The sequence below is a fragment of the Vibrio owensii CAIM 1854 = LMG 25443 genome (assembly GCF_000817815.1).
Taxonomy (GTDB): Bacteria; Pseudomonadota; Gammaproteobacteria; order Enterobacterales; family Vibrionaceae; genus Vibrio; species Vibrio owensii.
The window spans coordinates 20,389-40,384 of the sequence record NZ_JPRD01000050.1; the positions used below are offsets into that span (position 1 = coordinate 20,389).

Genomic DNA, 19,996 nt, shown 5'->3' on the forward strand with positions numbered 1-19,996 from the left:
GCAAATATTATTTCGGCCTAATGATATTTGTTCGATAAAAGAGTGCAAAGTGTCTGATAAGCAGGGAGCAGCCAAAGGATATATTGATCAATTGGTTGTCAAAGCCATTGAGAAAAAGAAACAGAACGAGCAAAGGTTGGCGCAGAAAAATAAGCCAAAGCTTGAGTACGTGCTTTTTTCACAATTTGATGTTCTAGACACGCTGCCATCGAAAAATGGTAGAACTACGGTTTACCATCTCGCCAAAAAAGGCCAACCAGAAAAACAAATCTGCTGTAAAGTCGTCAACGAAGATGCGCCAGACATTGCCAATAAGATGTTGGTCAATGAGGCAAGCAGATTAGAACTTTCTCAACATCCTAGCGTTGCGGATTTCATTAAAATCGGTAACGAATTTGAACGCCCATACTTAATGTACGAGTGGATTCAAGGCGAATCACTCGCAGAAAAGATGGAGCGTCACTCTTCTAAAGGTTTCCGTCACGACCATATTGCTTGGCTAGTTTACCAACTCGCAGGTGCGCTGGAATTTATGCACACCCGAGGTATCTGTCATCTTGATATCAAACCATCAAATGTTTTGGTGAGCGAAGGCGACTACGTCAAGCTCATCGACTTTGGTGCGGCTCGCTATATTGGTGAGACAGAATCTCATGCTGAGGCAAGTTTAAGTTACGCTTCACCTCTTTATCTTGAGACAGGTACTACCGAGCCACAAGACGATGTTTATTCACTTGCATTACTGACGGGCCATTTATTTATTGGTTCGATCTTTGGTGACGCTTGGCACAAGCAATTAAAAGATCGCAAACGTCCGGCATTAATTCCAAACCATATTTGGAAGCTGCTTAAGCAAGTGATTAATAACCCAAGAGGGCATGGCTACACAGCGATTTCATTTGCACAGCAACTTGCACGCATTGACACTCAATCTATTGATTCACAGTCGAATGCGCCGATTTTTAGCAGCTTGCGTAATGCCGACTTATTGCTGACGCATTGTAAACCACAAGACAAATCCGGCTACGGTCGCTTTAAAGTGCTCGAAGCTAGCTTGGTATTGAGCGTGATGGCAATTACAGGCCATTACTTATATGAACAAAACCAGCCTGAGTGGAAAACGATTGTGAAGTCGGAACCGACAATTTCACAAAACGAAACTCCTTTGGCGAGTACGATCAAACCAGCACAAACCGCTTCTTTCTTGGCTCAGCCTCCTTGGGCTATCGAGCAGGCGCTCAATGATATGGAAAAAGACGTCATGTCGACGGCACCTTATCGTGAAGCCTACCAAGTGCAGCAAATGAAACTGTCTAAGCTGTACAAAAATAATCAGGCGCAATTGACCTCTTATCAAGCTCTAGCGGATGACTTACCGAAGACGCTAGTAGATTTGCGTAAAGAGTTGGTGACGTTACGAGAAAAATTGGTCGATGATGGTGCTTTATTCCCATACGCAGACAAAACCTTAACCAAAGTGATGGCAGGTTTGAATGTCGCGTCGGTTGATTCGATGAAAATCTCTGCGGTTGCGGGAAGCAAAGACGAGCAGATTGCTAATCTAATCCTTGATGGTGAAACTAAGTTGGCTGACGAAGAGATGAAAGCGGCTTGGTTGTTAAATCAATCGGAAGCCTACTTCTACAGTCAAGTGTTGCCAAACAAGGTCATGGCAAACATCAACGAGTCTATCGAGCAGCACGCAAAAGATCACTACTACACCAAAGCCATTGAAGAGGCGAAGGCCGCTAAGACTTATTTTGGTAACACGCCAGCGCTGAACAAAAAGGTCAAAGATCTGATTGTTGCTCGTAGCGAATACATTCTATTTAGCACCGTGACTGAGCAATCGGTGTTTGATAAGCAAAAATTGCACGATTCACTGGCTGACCTTGAGCAAAACGCGCCGAAGAAGTTTAGTGAAATTACCGATCTGCTTGAGAGCATGGCTACGGATTCAATTGATAAAAGTCATCAACTTTCTCGCCCAGCACGTGGTGCAATCGCCGTTGAACGCGCTCTGAGAGATTATCTAGCAGAGGGGAGAGGCTAATGTCTGTTATCGATATCGAACGCTTATTGGCCCCTATCTCTGATGCAACGCCAGTGGGTGAAGATGCTCGCTACGAGTTTTGCTACGAGATGATGGAATCTGAAGTAAAGAAATTCGGTTCCTTATTTGGTGAAACGGTCGATTGGGGCGTCGTAAAAATGCATGCGACTGAAGTGCTAGAGCACCACAGCAAAGACTTAAAAGCCATTTGTTACCTTGTACGCGCGTTAACGGAAGAGTTTGGTCTTCAAGGTTTTGAGCAAGGTCTAAAGCTGCTTAGTGAGGCGTTAATTCGCTTTGGTGTTGAACTGTATCCTTCGCGAAAGCGGGGCAGAGATGGCGCGGTCGAATGGCTGAACCATCAGTTCAAATTGGTAAGCGGTAAGTTAGCAGAAAGTGCTCAGTCATGGGAGCTGGTTTCAAGCTGCATTTCGACCATTGAAGAGGTTCAGCGACAATTCGACGATGTTTACCAAGACTCAGAAGCCGATTTCTTTGAGATTCGCACGCAGCTCAACGTTTTATCTCAACAAGCTGCGGCTGATGACCAAATTGATGATGCATCGGTCACTGTTGAACAGGCGATATCTACGCCCACTACGCAGCATGCCGCATTAGAAACGCCGGCACAGAGCGAAGTGCAAACCGCTCCAGCAAAGACGGTTACGCCGGCCCCTAAACCTGCACCAGTTAAGAAAGCGGTAGCAAAAGAAGTGGATGTCGATACGGACTTCTCTTCACCGACGGCTTCTAAGCGCACCTTGAAGAAGGTTGCAGAAGTCATGCTTCATGCAAATCCAAGTGATCCGCTGGCTTACCGAATTTATCGTCATCTGACTTGGGATGATATTGATGGTCTGCCTGATCATCAAAACAATCAAACTCCATTGAGCTTGGCGGTGTCTTCCGATCAACAGGCGGAATACCGAGATAAAGCCAATCAAGAAAGCGACATCGACACCATTAAACGTTTAGAGCGCACATTAACGGATGCGCCGTTTTGGCTGACAGGTCATTACTTTGTGTATTCGATGCTCAATAACTTGGGCTTCGACGATGCAGCGACCGCTGTGAAACAAGAAGTGCAGCGTTTTGTTGATTCGCTAGAGGGCATCGAGCACCTCTCATTTAAGAATTCTTTACCATTTGCAGATGAAGCGACCTTGAGCTGGTTATCGACTCAGGATGCAACTTCTTCGACGTCTCAGTCCGTTGTTCAAACGGTTGTGATTTCACAAGAAGATTCGCTGCCGATGGAGGATATCACTCTAGAAAACCTAGGGGAATATGCCGCAGAACTTGCCCGCAAACTCGAGCTGGATAGCTCGGGACGTGGTCAGTTTATGCTGTATTTACAATTGATAGCAGCTTACCAGTCTGTTGGATTATACCCGTTGTGTCTGCCTTATCTTGAGAAGGGTTGGGAAGTACAAAAAGCGTTTAATCTCGCGAGCTGGGAACCCCACTTATCGTCACAGTTGGAAGACCTGATTCGAAAAACACTCCATCAGTTATTCAGAAGTAAGGATCTTTTGCCTGAGAAGTATGAAGAGTGGAAAGCAATTTATGACTAATTAAAGAGTTAAATAAGGAACTAATTATGTCACGTGACGGCTCGGTGGCTCCTAAAGAGCGAATTAATATCCGTTATGTTCCAGCAACAGGTGATACGCAAGACGACGTAGAGCTGCCGCTGAGCATGATGGTAGTTGGCGACTTTACTGCACGTGCAGATGAGACGCCAATCGAAGAACGTACTCCAATCAATATCGATAAAGACAACTTTAACGAAGTGCTAGAAGGCATGTCTCCAAACGTTAAAGTGAATGTTGAAAACCGTCTTTCTGAAGAAGAAGGTGGTCAAATCGGCGTTGATCTAACGTTCCAAAACATGAAGGACTTCTCTCCTGAAGCTATCGCGAAAAGCGTACCTGAGCTAAACAGCTTGCTTGAACTTCGCGAAGCCTTGGTTGCACTGAAAGGTCCTCTAGGAAACGTTCCTGCGTTCCGTAAGAAGATCGCATCGGTTCTTCAAGACGAAGAAGCGAGAAAGAAACTGTTGGATGAACTAAGCATTGGCGCCGACCAAGAAGCGAAAGAAGAGTAAGGGATATCATGTCTGCAGAAGCACAAGCGCCAGAACAAGAAGCAGCCTTAGTTGAGTCAGGCTCACTTCTGGATAGCATTCTTAATGAAACTCGTTTAAAGCCAAGTGATGAAGGTTTTGACGTTGCAAAACGCGGCGTAGAAGCATTCATCAGTGAGCTACTAAGCAGCTCGAACACAGAGAAAGTAGACCAATCTTTGGTTGATCTGATGATCTCTGAAATCGACCAAAAACTGTCGAACCAGGTTGATGCGATTCTTCACAGCGAAGAAGTTCAAGCGGTTGAATCAACGTGGCGTGGTCTTAAGTACCTTGTTGACCACACTGACTTCCGTGAGAACATTCAAATTGAATTGATCTCAGCGAAGAAAGACGAAGTTCTTGATGACTTCGAAGACGCACCAGAAGTGGTGAAGTCTGGTCTTTACAAGCAGATCTACACACGTGAATACGGCCAATTCGGTGGTAAACCTGTTGGTGCTGTAATCTGTGATTTTGACATGTCAGCATCAACGCCTGACATCAAATTGATGGAATACATGGCGAACGTGGGCGCAATGTCTCACGCACCGTTCATCACGTCTGCATCGGCTAAATTCTTTGGCCTAGATAGCTACGAAGAGCTACCAAATCTAAAAGACCTTAAGTCTGTATTCGAAGGTCCACAGTACGCGAAATGGCGTGGTTTGCGTGAGCACGAAGATGCGCGTTACCTAGGTCTATGTACGTCTCGCTTCATGCTACGTACACCTTACTCTGTAGAAGATAACCCAATTAAGGCGTTTGACTACGATGAGAAAGTAACAGACAGCCACGATAACTACCTATGGGGCAACTCAGCGTACGCGATGGCGTCTAAGATCAGTGAGTCATTCGCTAAATACCGCTGGTGTCCGAACATCATTGGTCCTCAAAGTGGTGGTGCGGTTCAAGACCTACCGGTTTACAACTTTGAAGCAATGGGTCAAATCGAAACTAAGATCCCAACTGAGATCCTTGTTTCTGACCGTCGTGAGTACGAACTAGCAGAAGAGGGCTTCATTGCTCTAACGATGCGTAAGGGTTCTGACAACGCGGCGTTCTTCTCTGCAAACTCTGTTCAAAAACCAAAAGTGTTTGCGAACACGCCTGAAGGCAAACAAGCAGAGATGAACTACAAGCTAGGTACTCAGCTTCCTTACATGTTCATCATCAACCGTCTGGCGCATTACATCAAAGTGCTACAGCGTGAGCAAATCGGTTCTTGGAAAGAGCGTTCCGACCTAGAAATCGAACTGAACAAGTGGATCCGTCAATACGTTTCTGACCAGGAGAACCCGCCAGCGGAAGTTCGTGGTCGCCGTCCACTTCGCGCTGCGAAGGTAGAGGTATCAGACGTAGAAGGCGATCCAGGTTGGTACAAAGTATCGATGTCTGTACGTCCTCACTTCAAGTACATGGGCGCAAGCTTCGACTTGTCTCTAGTTGGTAAACTAGACCAATAACCCATTACTGAAACCATCAAGCAGCCAGTGAAGACTGGCTGCTTTTTTCGTAGGAACGAACATGGAAAAAGGTTATCGTCTTCTAGAACGGATTGAATTGGGTGAGCCAAAAAACTGCTACGAGAAAGTGGTTTCTCACAAGCACCTAATTGAGTCTATTCATTCGCACCTTGCCGACTTATTAAACACACATTCTGGCAACGCCATGATTGATGATGAGTACGGCCTGCCAGATTTCAACGATGTGCTTTCCAATAACACAAACCTCGTTCGCCACATTCAAAAAAACATCACATCAACCATAGAACGCTTTGAACCGCGACTACTGAATGTCGAGGTTCATTACCGTGAAGACCACCATAACCCATTACAACTCGGCTTTGGTATTCGCGGCGAAGTTTCCCATAACGGCGGTAAAGTCCCAATGTCGATCGATGTCTACATGGGAACCGACGGCCAATTTAACGTTTAGTAGGTGCCACTTGAGTAACAGTAAATACTTTCAAGATGAACTCACGTATTTGCGCGAGTCGGGTAGTGAGTTTGCCAAATATCACCCGAAGTTAACTCACTTTCTCTCTGAAGGAACCTTCGACCCAGACGTCGAGCGACTGCTTGAAGGTTTTGCTTTTCTGACCGGACGTATCCGCGAAAAGATTGACGACGAACTGCCGGAGCTGACGCAATCTCTGATGACTCTGCTGTGGCCGCATTACATGCGTTCAATTCCGTCTTTGTGCATCAGTGAGCTGAAACCACATACGGGAAGTGTTACTGAGAAAACTGTGGTGAAACGTGGCGCGGAGATGGCGAGTGAACAAGTCGAAGGCACGCAGTGCTTGTTCCGCACTTGTTACGATGTGAATCTGTACCCAATCACGATCACTAATATCGAACAAACCAACAGCCGCACCAGTTCAGCGATTGATGTGACGTTATCGACGGAGCATGGTCTTGAACTGTCTCGTATCGGTTTAGATACGTTGCGCTTGCACTTGCATGGTGAGATTCATATTACTCGCACCGTCTTCTTATGGTTGTTCCGCTACCTAGATTACGTCGAGCTAGATGTTGGTGGTGGCTACAAACACCGCCTAGGGCCAGAATACGTTAAGCCAGTAGGGCATGAAGAAGACGAAGCTTTGCTGCCTTACAGCAAAAACTCCTTCGCAGGTTACCGCTTGCTACAAGAATTCTTCTCTTTGCCAGATAAGTTCATGTTCTTCGACATCAAGGGATTAGAGTGGTTAAAAGGCATTCCGCAACGCAGCACGGTCAAAATCAAATTCCACTTTAAGCGTGCTTTACCTTCTGAAGTGGTTTTGAAAGATAAGCACTTAAGATTGCATTGTACGCCAGCCGTTAACTTGTTCGAGAAAGACGGTGATCCAATTCGCCTAGAGCATCGCCGTAATGAATACAAAGTACGCCCTCAAAGCAATACTCAAGAACACTATGAAGTGTATGGGATTGAGCAAGTGGAGAGTTGGAGTAAGGACGAACGCCGTCGTAAACCGTTAATCGAATTTGAGTCGTTTGAGCACCAAATCAACCAACGTGATAAGCGAGAGTTCTACAAATCCAAAGTAGGTGAGCGAGTAAGTGGAAGAGGGTTAGAGCGCTATATCTCATTCCATACTCACAATGGCGACATTGCGGATTTAGGGACTGAAACGGTATTGATGAAACTGCAATGCAGCAACGCGGATTTGGCAGAACGTCTTTCGGTGGGTGACATTACCTACGCAACCCATAAGTCACCAACGTATGCGACGTTTAAAAACATCACTAAGCCAACACAATCGGTAAGCCCTCAGGTGAATGGCGAGCTTCAATGGCAGTTGATTGCCAACATGTCGCTCAACTACCTGTCTTTAGCGAATATCGATGTGTTGAAAGTGTTGCTCTCGACTTACGACTTCCATTCTCGTGTCGATAGACAAGCCCACCGCGCGTCGATTCATCGACTTGATGGCATTATTTCGTCAGAGATGAAGCCAATTGACCGTGTGTTCCGTGGCGTTTCTGTACGTGGTAACCAATTCAAGTTGGTGACTAACTCTAAGTTCTTCGTGAATGAAGGCGATATGTTCCTTATGGCAACGGTACTGAACGAATTCATCCGTCTGTATTCGAGTGTGAACTCCTTTACTGAACTGGAGGTGTTTGATGAAGCCACTGGCGAAGTGTACAACTGGGCAAGCCTAATCGGACAGCAGACGATTCTATGATTAATACACTTTCTGATAAGTCGAATGAGTTTAGTTTCTACCAAGCGGTACTTCTGCTGGAGAAACACTACCAACTAGAGCCAAATTCCAATTTTGTCGCAGTAGGTGAGAACAAATACTTCCATCAGGAACGGATTGAATTCAGTGTGTCGCCAAATCTGTGCTTTCCGAAGAGTGATATGGACTTTATCACTCATATGGAGAGAAACGGGCAACAGTATTCTCGTGTTGAGACTAACTTTCTTGGTTTGCATGGCTCAAGTTCACCACTGCCAGCCTCTTATACAGAGAAGCTTGCAGGGCGAGATCCTGATGATAACCCGGTAAAAGACTTCTTCGACTTTTTCCATAACCGCTACACCAGTTTGTTGTATCGAGTTTGGAAGAAGTATCGCTATCACGTGCAATACCAAAGTGGCGCGAGCGACGCGTTCTCGGGAAGGATATTGCATTTGGCAGGTCTGTCTGGCGTGATGCAAGATTGTGATGTCGCGGAGCTAGACCGAGCGAAGATTCTGTCTTACGTTAACCAATTATCGACACGTACACGCTCTCCTAAGCTGATATCCGGTATTGTTTCGCACTACTTTTCACTGCCGAATGTGCGTATTGAAGAGTGGGTTTATAGACGCGTAGAAATCGCTGAAAGTCAGCGTAACAAACTCAATCGCGCTAACTGTGTGTTGGGACAAAGCTTGCACTTGGGCCAAAGCATTGCGGATTTGAACGGCAAGTTTAACTTATGTATCGACAACATTGATTTTGAAACGTTTAAACAGTTCTCCTACGATGGTGAATTGCACAAGACGTTGGTGGGGTTGATGCGTTTTATTCTGCGTGACCCGATGTCGTGGGATCTTAAGTTGACGGTTAACCTTGATTCTATTCCAGATAACCAACTGGGTAATGGGGAAGGGAACCATTTAGGTCAAACTTTCTGGTTAGGTAGTCCTAGCGAAGCAGACGCTAAAATACGTGTGATTGGTAGTATCTAATGCTTTGCGATGATTCCGAAATGGATGAATAAGAATCGGATGCGTAAGAAGCGTTAGGTACAAAAAGAACACAAAAAAAGCCGCGATGTATTCGCGGCTTTTTAGTCTGAAAAGAATGTTCGGCGGGAACCAAATAACTTATCGACTGATTGGTTGGTGGAGTACAACCGTCGTATCGAGTTTTTGAATTCCGCTGAAAGATTCAATTTCATTACATAGGTGGTGAATAGACTGAAGGTCCGGAGCTTCGATAAGAGCAATAATGTCGAAGCTACCTCCCACAACGCTTGTCAGTCGTACCTCTGGAATCTCTTTAAGGGCACTCGTTACTTCGTTTTTCTTGCCCTTTTCACAAGAGATCAGCAGATAGCTGGCTGCTTTGCGACCCTCATTTTCGACTCGGATCTGGGCAGTGTAGCCCTTGATGATCCCAGTCTTTTCCAACCTATTGATTCTTTCTGCGACAGCAGTACGAGACAAACCGATGTTTCTAGATAGATTCGCAATTGACTCTCGTCCGTTTGATAACAGACTGGAAAGGATTTTGCGGTCTAACTTGTCTAAGCCTTGTAAAGTCATGTTTGAAATCATGTGTTCTGCCTATTCTGGTTTTTATATAGTTATTAAATCGACTCTGGGAGTGTAAAGTTATACAGCTCGGCTAGAGTGAATGGGTTTTTCTGTGTCAAAGGAGTGATACGAAGGCTCAAGTCCCTCCCAGACACTTTTATGTCACTGACGAAGCTACCGTTATGAGTGTTTGTCAGGGTCGAATCACCTAGCAATCTGTATATCGCCCACTGACCACTCTTATTAAGAACGTGCTGCTTGCCCTCGTCTGTCACATCTTGGATCGTGATACTAATGTTGAAGTCACCGTTCTGCGGCGGCCACTCCATCTCACGAATTCGGCTCGGACCGTGATAGTAGTTGATATCAGTATCTGAAATTTTAAGACTGGCTCTGATAGCACTGGAATCAAGGTCTAATACTTTCGCACTGAACGGGATGTAAACTCGGTTTGTGCTCTTATTGATCAACGTATCGCGGATAACGTTGTAATTGCGCAATTGCACCAATAGGGCAGGTGAAAGCGGCATTGTCTCGCCATCCACCTGTTTTGGTATCCACAAGTTTGTATCGTAGAACGGTGCGAAGTTCTTCTGAATAAACGTGTCTAACAAACCACCTGATGCAAATAACAATTCGAAGTCTTCAATCGAGATTTCTTCTGTCGCGTTTAAATCAAATGGGTATTTACCAAGTCCTAGCTCTTTAAACTTGGTGTAAATCTCGCTGTACCATTGGGTTTGAATGCCTTTTGCTGATTCTGCAATCATCACTGACCAGCTTTGCTGAACCACATCAAGCAACCAGCTGCGTACTGGCTCTGGTGACTTTTGAGCAATCTGCTTAAGTTTGATAAGCGGATCCGCTTCTGTGCTGTTCATGCGGTGCTGAGCAGCTGCCAACGCAGCCATTTGTGGATCAGGCGCATCAGCGATGTCTTTCATGTAAGTACGAACGCGGCTCAAGGCTGTAATGGTTTCATCCCATGGAGTAGGGGAGTTTGGTGTTTCACTAACTTGAAGTTGGTTCAACAAGTGGAAAGCTTGCTCAACGCGCTTCATCAGTAAGTAATCTGGTTGTACGGCTTCTTCTACTGCTTCTGATGCCGAGTCTGCCACTTCCGCGAGTTTCGGGTTCACTTTAGCGATTAACGCGTTCTTTTCGCCAACAGGAGAGAACTGAGTGTTCGCGTAAACTTGCTTAAGTACGGTCGTCATTGGCGAAGATGGACCTGAAATAAGGTCGATAGCGTTCGTCAAGTCACCCACATTGCTGTAGTTCTGAACTTTTAACTCACTCAGTGCGTTGCGCCAGTAGTTGATGTAGTCATCGGTGTACTTCTTACGAACCTGAGTCTTAAACGCATCCTGCTCTTGCTTGGTTGGAATCACGTGGTTTGATAAACCTAAAACCCAGTTATCGCTGATCACTTGCTGTGACATCAAATCAACACGAGGGCGATAGAAGGTACTAAAACCTGTTGAGGTGTAAACCTTATCTATCACAAGTCGATTGTCGTCTAGCGGTTCGTTAAACACGTTGTTGAACTCAAAACCAACGGCACGTTGAAGATCGAGCGTGCCAAGGTCAATGGCATCCGCCTGGTTCAAAATGCCCGCGTAAACGAGATCTACGTTGGAGTTAGCCAGTAATGAGCGACGAGTCGCGCGCACAATGTCCATGTTGATATCAACCGGTGCAAATTGAGTGCGGAAGTAGGCATCTAAGTAACGCATTGCTTGGCTAACAACATCTGGCTTATCGCTCAAATCGTTGAGAGTCTGAAGTGTTTGGCGACGTAGAAACTGAATGTCACGTTTTGATGGGTCATTCAACATCAAGTAGCCTTTTAGCAATGGCAACGTCGCGGCAATATCATGTTGATTGTGAGTCAACTCGAGACGGTAACCTCTCTCTACGACGGGCATAAGCTGTTGTGCGACTTCTTTAAGCAGAGCTTCGTATGCCAATCTTGTGCTTTGGTCTAGGCGACTGATGTTCAATGGTAAGACTTCTTCGTCTAGGGCTCGAGAGCCTTCTAGCCATGCGCTGTATGAAGGTTGAATTGCGCGTGTTGCGTTAACCAATAACTGGTTAAAGCTTGCTTCTTGCTCTACCTGACCTTTGTCATCTATGCCAAGCAGTTGATTGATGACACGTAGGTTGCTGTCTAGTGTCGTAACAAAGAAATAGGTACCGCCTGCCAATAAGATAACGGACGCCAACATAGCCAAATGGCTTTGACGTTGGATCAAACGCAGGTACGTTTTGTTCTCACCGGCAAAATCGCTCTCTGGCAAAATCTGAGAATCAATCAGGAAACGAGAGAAGTAGGGCGTTTCTGTCAGTTGTGTATGCTCTGACGCAATGATCGGCAAATTAAAGTAATTGCTGCAGCTTTTTGCTAACAGGTTGTACTTACGACCACCTTGTAAGCTAGAGCAGAAGAAAATTTCTCGGATATCGAGAGAATAAACGCCGCTGTTCGCGTCACAAAGGCGTTCAAGTACATAACTGATTTCCGCTTGGCAAAGTTCAAATTGCTTAGGAAACGCAAGGATTGCTTGTTTCTCGTCGATATCGGTTGAGTTTGCTGATGCATCTAAAGCGTTGCTTTCAAGCACTTTGACTAGGTTGCGGTAACCATCGCGGTAATACTCTGTGATGACACCTTTTGCTTCTTTCAAAGGGATAGACAAAAACTCTACACGCGTTTTAAGCGAGCTAAAATGCACGTATTCTTTGAAGCCATCCAGCTTGTCGAGTTTTGACATCATCAGGTAAACAGGCAATGCTGAAGAAGTTTTTTCGCTGATGGAGCTCAAACGCTGCAATAAGGCCGTGATGGTGTAATCTTTTTGCTCTGGTTCAGAAACAATCATGAACTCAAAGTCGGTAAAGAACAGGCAACCTGAAAATGGCTTTCTCGGACGGTGACGAATCACTTCATCGACAAAGGTATTCCACAGTGACGCATCGCTGCTTGATACCTCTTGGAACACGAGACGCTGATCTGGCTTGACGTAAACCGCGCTGTCCGATTCATACCATTCAAAGAAATCGTTTTTTGCAGTGCGAGAACGATCCATTGGTTTAATTGCGCTCGAATTAAACAAGAATTGACGTCGCCCAGACGCTTTATTACCAATCATAAGATAGATTGGCTTCTTGCCTGAATTAGTCAGAAGAGGGCGAATCACCATCGAAAGGGCTTCTTCTTCTGTTTCTAGACGCTGAGCTTTTGAGTTGTTCTTTTTCTTAAGCCATAGTGAAAACTGGAATATAAGATAAAAGGTGACAATGACTCCGAGACCAACCCATAGATAAAGCTTATCTGCATCTTCGAGTAAGAATAAATATACTGCTGCAAATATCGCGGCTAAAACCAGAGCCACTATGGTAGAAACCACGATCGGGTTTCTCAGTATTTTTTGTTTGAACATAAGCCTATAACTTCTTTACTTGTATTGTTATTTATTGTCGTTTGACGCAGTTTTTAGCTGATTAATTTTATATAGGTAGGTGTTCAGTAAAAGGAGGGAGCGCTCAATTTCCTTTTGCTGCGTGTTCTTTTCTGCGTATTCAATTCGACCTAGAAGTGGAAATAGCGAATTACTGTATTCATACGCTTTCTTCGAGTCTTTATCTGAATTCTGTTTAGCGACATTGGCAAATACCGTCCTAGCATAGGCAAACCGTTTGTATATGACATCGAATTCATTTTCGAAACGAGAACGTTGGTCTAAAAAATTCTCACGAAGTTGCTGAGCAGATGATGAATCTGGGTAGATTTCTGTCAACTCATAAGTCAGTTCATCAATGGTGTTTACTTTACTTACCTTCACTGGGTCGAGTGTCCAATCGGTCATCAATGTATCAAGGCGTTCTACAGTCGCTGAACGTAAAGCAAGTCGGTGATCTTTGTTTTCAACGCTAAACGAGCTAACGATATTAGTCAGTTCTGTCAGTGAAGCGTGTTTGATATCATCTTTCAGCGTTTCGTATTGATGCTGCTTGTAAATAAAGTGAGAAGCCAATGCTGCTGTCAACAAACCAACCACAGAGAAGAGTGCCCATCGGCTCGATTTCTGTGACTCGGGCTGTGGTGTTGCTGGTGGTTGTTTAGCGTCGACTTTCGGTGGAGGGGCGATTTCAACTTTAATCCCTGTTGATGGCGCTTGAACTTCTGGTTTTGGTTGCTTCGCCTCTAACGCCATGACTTCTTTGGCTTTTGCTTCCTTAATCTCTTCAATCCACTGATTCAAGATACGACGAATACGACCAAAAGATGGGGCTTTAATGCCGTAGTGAAGGCGCAACTCTTCCTCGATGCGTAAGCACAGTTGATGTGCTGCTTCGATAAGAGGAAGCTCCTCTGGTAATGCGCGTTGCTTTTTAATCCGTTTCTCAGTGTATTCAACCATCCACTCGATAGCGCTGATACGGGCATTCGCTTTTGCATGCTCTGGGTAAGCGGTGTACCAGTACACCACGCATAAGTCGAGCAACGAGTTCAAGCCTTCAACTAGGCCTTTCAAACCGTCATTAGAGGTTGCTGCAACCGTGAAATAGCAACTGCAACGAAAGTCTTTGCCTTGAGTGCTTAGAATCTTTTTGGACAGCGTTTGAACTGTCTTCCAAGAAACTCTGCCTGTTACTTTGTTAAGGTTATTTATTTGACGTTTTATTTCGTCAAAATCATCTAAGCCATTAGGGTTTGAGCCGCTTGGATTACTTTCATCGATCGGCCTTCTAGTGAAGTCGCTGAAAAACATATTTTCCAATTCCAACTGATTATAAAAACTAGCGACTCACAGGAAAATGACAAATGTGGTGCTACGATGTATTTTTGGTGGGATTTTATAGTTAAAAGAAAGAAATTGAATAATAAATAATAGCTAAATACGTATAATTTAACTATGCGTGATCTTCGTTCACGTTTTTCGTTGAAAGTGCTGATTGTTAACGTATTGGTAACAGTGATGTGTGTCGCATTAAAAGCTCTCAATTGGTTAATAAATACACTTTTTTATTATTTCTCATAGTTTATGATAACGCAATATTAACGGGAGCAATCTGACATTATCTAAATTAAATCATTCTTGATTAGTCTTTACTATTATATGCCCAATTTATCGTATTCGACCTCAACTTTGCAACATTACACATGGTTGTAATTTCTGATCAGCCTTAAACCTTCACCAAAGTCATGACAAATTCGCTCTGATTTTCATCAATATAATCATCCTGCTTTCTGCAATTTTTCTTAGTTATTCTGCCTTAATTTGTAGTTTATTTGCCTTATTTAACGGCACTATTTTTTACCATATTGAAAAAGCAAAGAGACTTGATATCTTTCGCCCCTGAATATAATTACAAGGCTTTCAAAGAGGGACGAAATGCTAAAACCAAGTCAAGTTGGGCTAATCTCAGCCATGTGTCTATTTTCTACTTTTGCTGTTGCGAAGGGGGAACGATATGGTGGCTCAGTCAACATGCTGACAATCGAAAGTATTGACTATGATGAAGGTTCTAGCGGTGATGTAGACACGTTGCGATACGGTCTAGTTCATACACGTCCGATCGATGAAAACAACAACCGTTGGCGTTGGTGGTTGGGCCTTAATTACCTTGCTGAAGATGTCGACGCACCTTCAAACGGTGTTTATCAAGAAGTCACAAACTACGAGCTTCGTGTTGTTCCACAATATGCCCTGAGCTCTTGGAGCATCTTTACCCCTTACGTCGGCGCTGGACTTTCGTTCGGCTATTCGCAGTATTCAAACCGTTGGAAAGTAGACCAAGACGGTTACCGTTACGAAAGCATTGAAGACATTGACCAGTTTGAACTTGGTGCGGTTGTCACTCTTGGTACCGCAATAAAACTTGGTAGTAATCCAGATGCCCACATCCAGATCATTCCTCAAGCTTCCTACATTCTTCCAGTAGTCAATGATGGAATTGGTGGAGTAGAGCTGTCCGTTTCCCTACTATTTTAAGGTTTAGCAATGCAAACACATCAGCTAGTCCTATTCATTTCAAAGTGCCCGGAGGAATACACGGGCGCTAAGCATATTGAAATGCCTGAAGGTGGTGGCTCAGTAGGGCGTGCGCCAAGTTGTACACTGCCTTTAACTGACCATAATCGTTTTATCTCTGGAACCCACTGCCTTATTAGTGTTTACGGCGACACATATTACATCAGTGATGTGTCAACCAATGGCACTATGGTAAACGGCAATAAGATCCTTAAAAACCAACCAGTTTCGATTGTTGATGGTGACGTAGTGTCCCTTGGCCAGTACGAAATTGGTGTTTCTTTAGAGCACGTTTCTGCGGCTCAAGATATTGCTGCCGATATTGCTCCTGAACGTGTCTCAAATGATCCGCTAGTTAATTTGGGTGAGGCTGTCGTTGAGGAAGACGAAAAAGTCGGCGCGTTAGAAGATCTGTTCATGGAGACGAAACAGGACGATGTGGACAGCGATGACCCTATCGCACACCTCAAGTTTTCGATGCAGCGTGAAGATGACCATCTTATCCGTGATGTCGAAAAGCCTGAAGCCGCACAAACTAAGCCAATTGAAAACACAAGACAAGTTGTGGATGATAGCTTCAGTATTCACTCTGAATTCGATATTCCGAACCTAATCCCAGAAGATTGGTTAGCTGGATCCGCCGCGAGTAATGCATCTGTTGAACCAGAAACACAGCCTCGTCGAGAAAACAGTTTTATTCCTGAAGATTTTGTGAATTCAGATGGTGTAGATAACTCTGAAGCGTTTGTCTCTCAACCTGAGAAAGTGAAACCTCAAGTTCACCAATCTCGCCCACAACAATTTGAACAACCAACTCCACCACCAGTCCAACAGTCGGTACAAAAAACAGAACCTGTTGGTCAGAAATGGGAGGAGGTAACACAAGCCTTTATTCCTTCGACGCAATCTGCTCAGCAAGAATCAAAAGTTACGGAAACCAAAGTGGGTTTCGTCAGCAATGAATCTATCGCTACTGAGGAAGGCACTCTTTCTTCCGACATTAGCAAAGCGTTCTACGAAGGTTTAGGGATCAATAATCCAGAATTGATCAGCAATGAAGCTCTCCTATTTAAACAAATGGGAACCTGTCTTCGTTTGTGTATCGACAACTTGCAAAAAGACCTTCATGAAGTGGAGTCACTTAAAGGTGAGCAGGGCTTAAGCGAAGCGGATTCCAACCTAGCTGAATTGATGCTGACACTAAACAGCCAGAATCTACTGTCTCCTAATGAGTTGGTCGAGCAGATGTTAGATGAGATCAACGACCATCAAATTATTTTTAATAAAGCACTCAATGAGTTGTTGATCGAGCAATCTGAAACGAATGACCCTGTCACGTTTGCAAACGACGTCGCAAGTAGATCTATGTTCACTACCAAATCAAAATTGTGGGGTGAATATCTGGAGTTCTATGCGAATAACCGTCGCCAAATGAATGAGACATCGTTGAAAGGTTTGATCAAGAAAAACTACACCAAAGCGATTAAGGGAAGCCATGCGTAGTATTGCGATGTTGCTCGGATGTGCTTTGCTATCCGGCTGTTCCATGTGGGACCAATTTAAAGAATCAACAGGTATTACACCTGAAACGTCGTCAATCGAGTTAGTGATTGAGGCTTCTTCGGTTCTTAACGTTCGTGAAGGCGGACAATCCTCTCCGGTGATTTTGCGCGTGCATGAACTGACATCACCAGTATTGTTTCGAAGCTTAGATTTCTTTGCCTTGTTTGAGAATGATAAAGCGTCACTGGGCGATGAATACATCAAACGTTACGAATACCAAATGCAACCGGGTGAAAAAATCCATGAGTTCTTGGAGCTTGACCCTGCGACCCGTGCCGTTGGGTTCTCGGTAGCGTTTCGCGATATTGACGGCTCTTCTTGGCGTAAAGTCGAAGTGATTGAAGAGAAGAGCGAGTACTACATCAAACTCAAGTTAGAAGGCAGTGAGTTAATTTCCGACAACACTCGCGGCATTGAACAAGTTTACTTTTAAGGAATAAAAGCATGTCTTTATACAATCCAGTTGTTTGGCAAGATGGAATGTTCATGAAGCCGCAGCACTTTCAGCAACTCGATCGTTCACAAAGTAAACTGTCGAGCATGCTGAGCGCCAATGCGTCGCCTCTACATTGGGGAATTAAACGTTTAGAGATCAACTCGCAACTGCTGGCGTTGGGTAAAATTGGTATTACTCGAGCTGAAGGCATTCTTCAAGACAGAACTCCTTTTGATCTGCCACTGCTCGCTGAACTGCCAGAAGTAAAAGATGTTGATCCTTCGATTGCCGATAAAGTGGTTTACCTTTGCTGTCCGTTACCTTCTGAACGTTCGGAGCTATTCGGCACCAAGAAAGACGGCGCACGTTACACGATGGAATCGCAAGAAGCCGTCGATGCTTGTTATTATTCAGAAGACATGGCAAATATCATTGTCGGTAAGCTTAACTTTTGCTTGATGTACGACCACGAAGACAAGAGTTCGTACACATCGATTCCAATTCTAAAGATCTCAGAAGTGAAGCCAGATGGCAGTGTTATCCTAGATGAGAGCTTTATTCCGACTTGTATTGATATCCATGCTTCAACCATACTGAACAAGTTCGCAACTGAATTTGCTTCTATGCTGAAACACCGCGCAGAGTCTATCGTTCAACGACTAGGTGTTGTCGACCAACAAGGCGTATCTTCAGTTTCTGATTTCATGCTGCTCCAAGCTCTAAACCGGTACGAGCCATTATTCTGGCATTTTGCGAGTGCCGAAGGGGTTCATCCTGAATCGTTTTACCGCATTCTTCTTCAAGCAGAAGGGGAGCTTTCAACTTTGTGTTCGGCATCTCGTCGACCAGTTGAGTTTACCAAGTACAATCACGGCGATTTGACCAGCTGTCTATCGCGCACACTTGATAGTGCGAAGATGACATTAAGTGTGATGTCTGAGCAGCGTGCAATGCCACTCACGTTGAGAGACCAAAACTACGGCATTAGAACGGCAGCGATTCCAGACAGCAAGATCATTGACACCACGACGTTTATCCTCGCGGTTAAAGCCGATGTTACTTTGGATGTTCTTCATACCCAGTTTGTTAGCCAAACGAAGATCGGTTCTATCGATAACATTCGTGACTTGATTAACCTTCAACTGCCGGGTATCGAGATAAAACCAATGCCAGTTGTACCTCGTGCATTGCCTTACCACGCTGGCTACACCTATTTCGAACTGGATAAGACAGGTGAAGAGTGGGCGGCACTGAAAAACACAGCAGCGATAGCGGTTCACGTAGCCGGCGACTTTGCTAACTTGTCGTTGCAACTATGGGCTGTTCGTCTATGAGTTATGCAGAAACCGACGTTACCGTAGTCTTATTCCAACCAGAGCCTGGTAAACCTATGGAGGTGATGCCAGCGCCTGACTTATCTCGTAACATCGCGGTACAAGACCTAAACATCGAAAACATGGGCATCAATCCTTTGGTCGATCAGTTCTCATGGTTGGTCGCCAGTTTGTCTTGTATGTCCTCAATTCCTTGGCTTGATGACCCAATGCCGTTTCGTGAGCAAGTGGCTCGCGAGATAAGAAAAGGCGAACGTAAGCTCAATGAAATGGAATTGGATCGCGCATCTATTTTGGTCATTCGCTACTGTTTGTGTGCTGCAATTGATGAATCGGTTTGTCGACAAGAGTGGGGGGCGAATAGCCATTGGAGCCAGAACAGTTTGTTGTCAGAGTTCCACAACGAAACATCTGGCGGTGATAAGTTCTTCGTTATTCTCGAGCGGTTAAAAGCAGACCCACGCAAGTATCGTCACGTTATCGAGTTTCTGTATTTACTGCTTCAACTTGGCTTTCAGGGCAAATACGGCCGTGAAGAACGCGGTAACGAAAAGCTCGCAGAAATCGGCAATACCATTTATCGCTTAGTACGTGATGAACGTTTGGCAGAGCAAGAGAAAGTCTCTCTGGTTAACCTTAAGGCCAAATACCTCAAGAAACCATTAAAAAGGGTGATTTCACCCAAGCTAATTTTAGGCGTCAGTGCGATTACCTTCGCAATCATGTATGCCGCGACTTACATCGTCATAGATTTAAAGTTTCAGCAATTGCTTGAAGTGTATCGATAAACAGAAGATCTCGAAATGAGATCTTCTGCCAGTTTTAAGCTTTATCGTGAATGTCACTGGCGGTTTAGTGAAATTCACTAGTCATTTAGAGAGATTGCAATATGCGATCTCTTTTATTTTCAGCCCTAAACCACCTACTTCAGTAGGTGGTTATCATCCGTTTCGGCTTTGCCTGTAAAACTACTCATGCTAAATGCGTCTTTGATTTTTCCAGAAGTCAAAGAGGACAAATAACATGAGTAGATACAATCAAGCTTCCCACGTATTTTGGCGATGTCAATACCATATAGTGTGGACTCCAAAGTATCGATTTAGGATCTTGAAGAACAATATAGGTAAAGAAGTTTATCGATGTATTTATGTTTACTGTAATCAACTTGGATGTGAAGTAGTAGAG

16 protein-coding genes are annotated in these 19,996 nt (G+C 44.5%); 13 read left to right on the top strand and 3 right to left on the bottom strand.

The window, feature by feature from the left end; genetic code table 11:
- Positions 1 to 49 precede the first annotated feature (49 nt).
- From H735_RS23770 to tssG, 7 genes are all read left to right on the top strand, one after another.
- Entirely contained in the window at positions 50 to 2,053 is a 2,004-nt protein-coding gene (locus tag H735_RS23770) for a serine/threonine protein kinase (RefSeq protein WP_020195811.1), read from the top strand.
- Positions 2,053 to 3,627 carry a type VI secretion system protein TssA gene (gene tssA / locus H735_RS23775; protein WP_020195812.1) on the top strand — a complete coding sequence of 525 codons (1,575 nt, stop codon included), beginning with the start codon at positions 2,053 to 2,055 and terminating at the stop codon, positions 3,625 to 3,627. Before H735_RS23770 ends, tssA begins: the two co-directional genes overlap by 1 nt.
- A 26-nt stretch (positions 3,628 to 3,653) precedes the next feature.
- The gene (tssB, locus tag H735_RS23780; RefSeq protein ID WP_005437995.1) at positions 3,654 to 4,160 is read left to right on the top strand and encodes a type VI secretion system contractile sheath small subunit; all 507 of its coding nucleotides are present in this window, start codon (positions 3,654 to 3,656) and stop codon (positions 4,158 to 4,160) included.
- 8 nt (positions 4,161 to 4,168) lie between these two features.
- Complete coding sequence (gene tssC / locus H735_RS23785; RefSeq protein WP_005437988.1) at positions 4,169 to 5,644, top strand: type VI secretion system contractile sheath large subunit; 1,476 nt, start codon at positions 4,169 to 4,171, stop codon at positions 5,642 to 5,644.
- A gap of 61 nt (positions 5,645 to 5,705) precedes the next feature.
- Positions 5,706 to 6,116, top strand: a complete 411-nt coding sequence (gene tssE / locus H735_RS23790; RefSeq protein ID WP_020195813.1) for a type VI secretion system baseplate subunit TssE — start codon at positions 5,706 to 5,708, stop codon at positions 6,114 to 6,116.
- Between the two features lie 10 nt (positions 6,117 to 6,126).
- Positions 6,127 to 7,875 carry a type VI secretion system baseplate subunit TssF gene (gene tssF, locus H735_RS23795; RefSeq protein ID WP_020195814.1) on the top strand — a complete coding sequence of 583 codons (1,749 nt, stop codon included), beginning with the start codon at positions 6,127 to 6,129 and terminating at the stop codon, positions 7,873 to 7,875.
- Positions 7,872 to 8,870, top strand: coding sequence for a type VI secretion system baseplate subunit TssG (gene tssG / locus H735_RS23800; protein ID WP_009705244.1), 999 nt, complete (start codon positions 7,872 to 7,874; stop codon positions 8,868 to 8,870). Before tssF ends, tssG begins: the two co-directional genes overlap by 4 nt.
- Positions 8,871 to 9,008: 138 nt before the next feature.
- Here the strand turns inward: tssG and H735_RS23805 are convergent, their stop codons facing one another.
- Genes H735_RS23805 through H735_RS23815 form a run of 3 tightly spaced genes read right to left on the bottom strand, consistent with a single transcriptional unit; the run spans position 9,009 to position 14,215 of the window.
- Complete coding sequence (locus tag H735_RS23805) at positions 9,009 to 9,461, bottom strand: Lrp/AsnC family transcriptional regulator (RefSeq protein ID WP_009705245.1); 453 nt, start codon at positions 9,459 to 9,461, stop codon at positions 9,009 to 9,011.
- Positions 9,462 to 9,493: 32 nt separating this feature from the next.
- Positions 9,494 to 12,883 (bottom strand): type VI secretion system membrane subunit TssM, encoded by a 3,390-nt coding sequence (gene tssM, locus H735_RS23810; protein ID WP_042980505.1) that lies wholly within the window; start codon positions 12,881 to 12,883, stop codon positions 9,494 to 9,496.
- Positions 12,884 to 12,910: 27 nt separating this feature from the next.
- On the bottom strand, positions 12,911 to 14,215 hold the full coding sequence (locus H735_RS23815) for a type VI secretion system ImpA family N-terminal domain-containing protein (RefSeq protein WP_020195816.1): 1,305 nt from the start codon (positions 14,213 to 14,215) through the stop codon (positions 12,911 to 12,913).
- A gap of 624 nt (positions 14,216 to 14,839) precedes the next feature.
- Between H735_RS23815 and H735_RS23820 the strand changes: the two genes are divergently transcribed.
- The 6 genes from H735_RS23820 to H735_RS30445 all read left to right on the top strand — a co-directional run.
- On the top strand, positions 14,840 to 15,439 hold the full coding sequence (locus H735_RS23820; RefSeq protein WP_020195817.1) for a hypothetical protein: 600 nt from the start codon (positions 14,840 to 14,842) through the stop codon (positions 15,437 to 15,439).
- A gap of 9 nt (positions 15,440 to 15,448) precedes the next feature.
- Entirely contained in the window at positions 15,449 to 16,981 is a 1,533-nt protein-coding gene (locus H735_RS23825) for a type VI secretion system-associated FHA domain protein (protein ID WP_020195818.1), read from the top strand.
- On the top strand, positions 16,974 to 17,474 hold the full coding sequence (gene tssJ / locus H735_RS23830) for a type VI secretion system lipoprotein TssJ (RefSeq protein WP_020195819.1): 501 nt from the start codon (positions 16,974 to 16,976) through the stop codon (positions 17,472 to 17,474). Before H735_RS23825 ends, tssJ begins: the two co-directional genes overlap by 8 nt.
- A gap of 11 nt (positions 17,475 to 17,485) precedes the next feature.
- On the top strand, positions 17,486 to 18,811 hold the full coding sequence (gene tssK / locus H735_RS23835; RefSeq protein ID WP_020195820.1) for a type VI secretion system baseplate subunit TssK: 1,326 nt from the start codon (positions 17,486 to 17,488) through the stop codon (positions 18,809 to 18,811).
- Positions 18,808 to 19,599 carry a type IVB secretion system protein IcmH/DotU gene (icmH, locus tag H735_RS23840; protein ID WP_020195821.1) on the top strand — a complete coding sequence of 264 codons (792 nt, stop codon included), beginning with the start codon at positions 18,808 to 18,810 and terminating at the stop codon, positions 19,597 to 19,599. Before tssK ends, icmH begins: the two co-directional genes overlap by 4 nt.
- Before the next feature lie 235 nt (positions 19,600 to 19,834).
- Positions 19,835 to 19,996 (top strand): transposase (locus H735_RS30445; protein WP_202905998.1); only part of this gene is annotated, 162 nt, incomplete at its 3' end.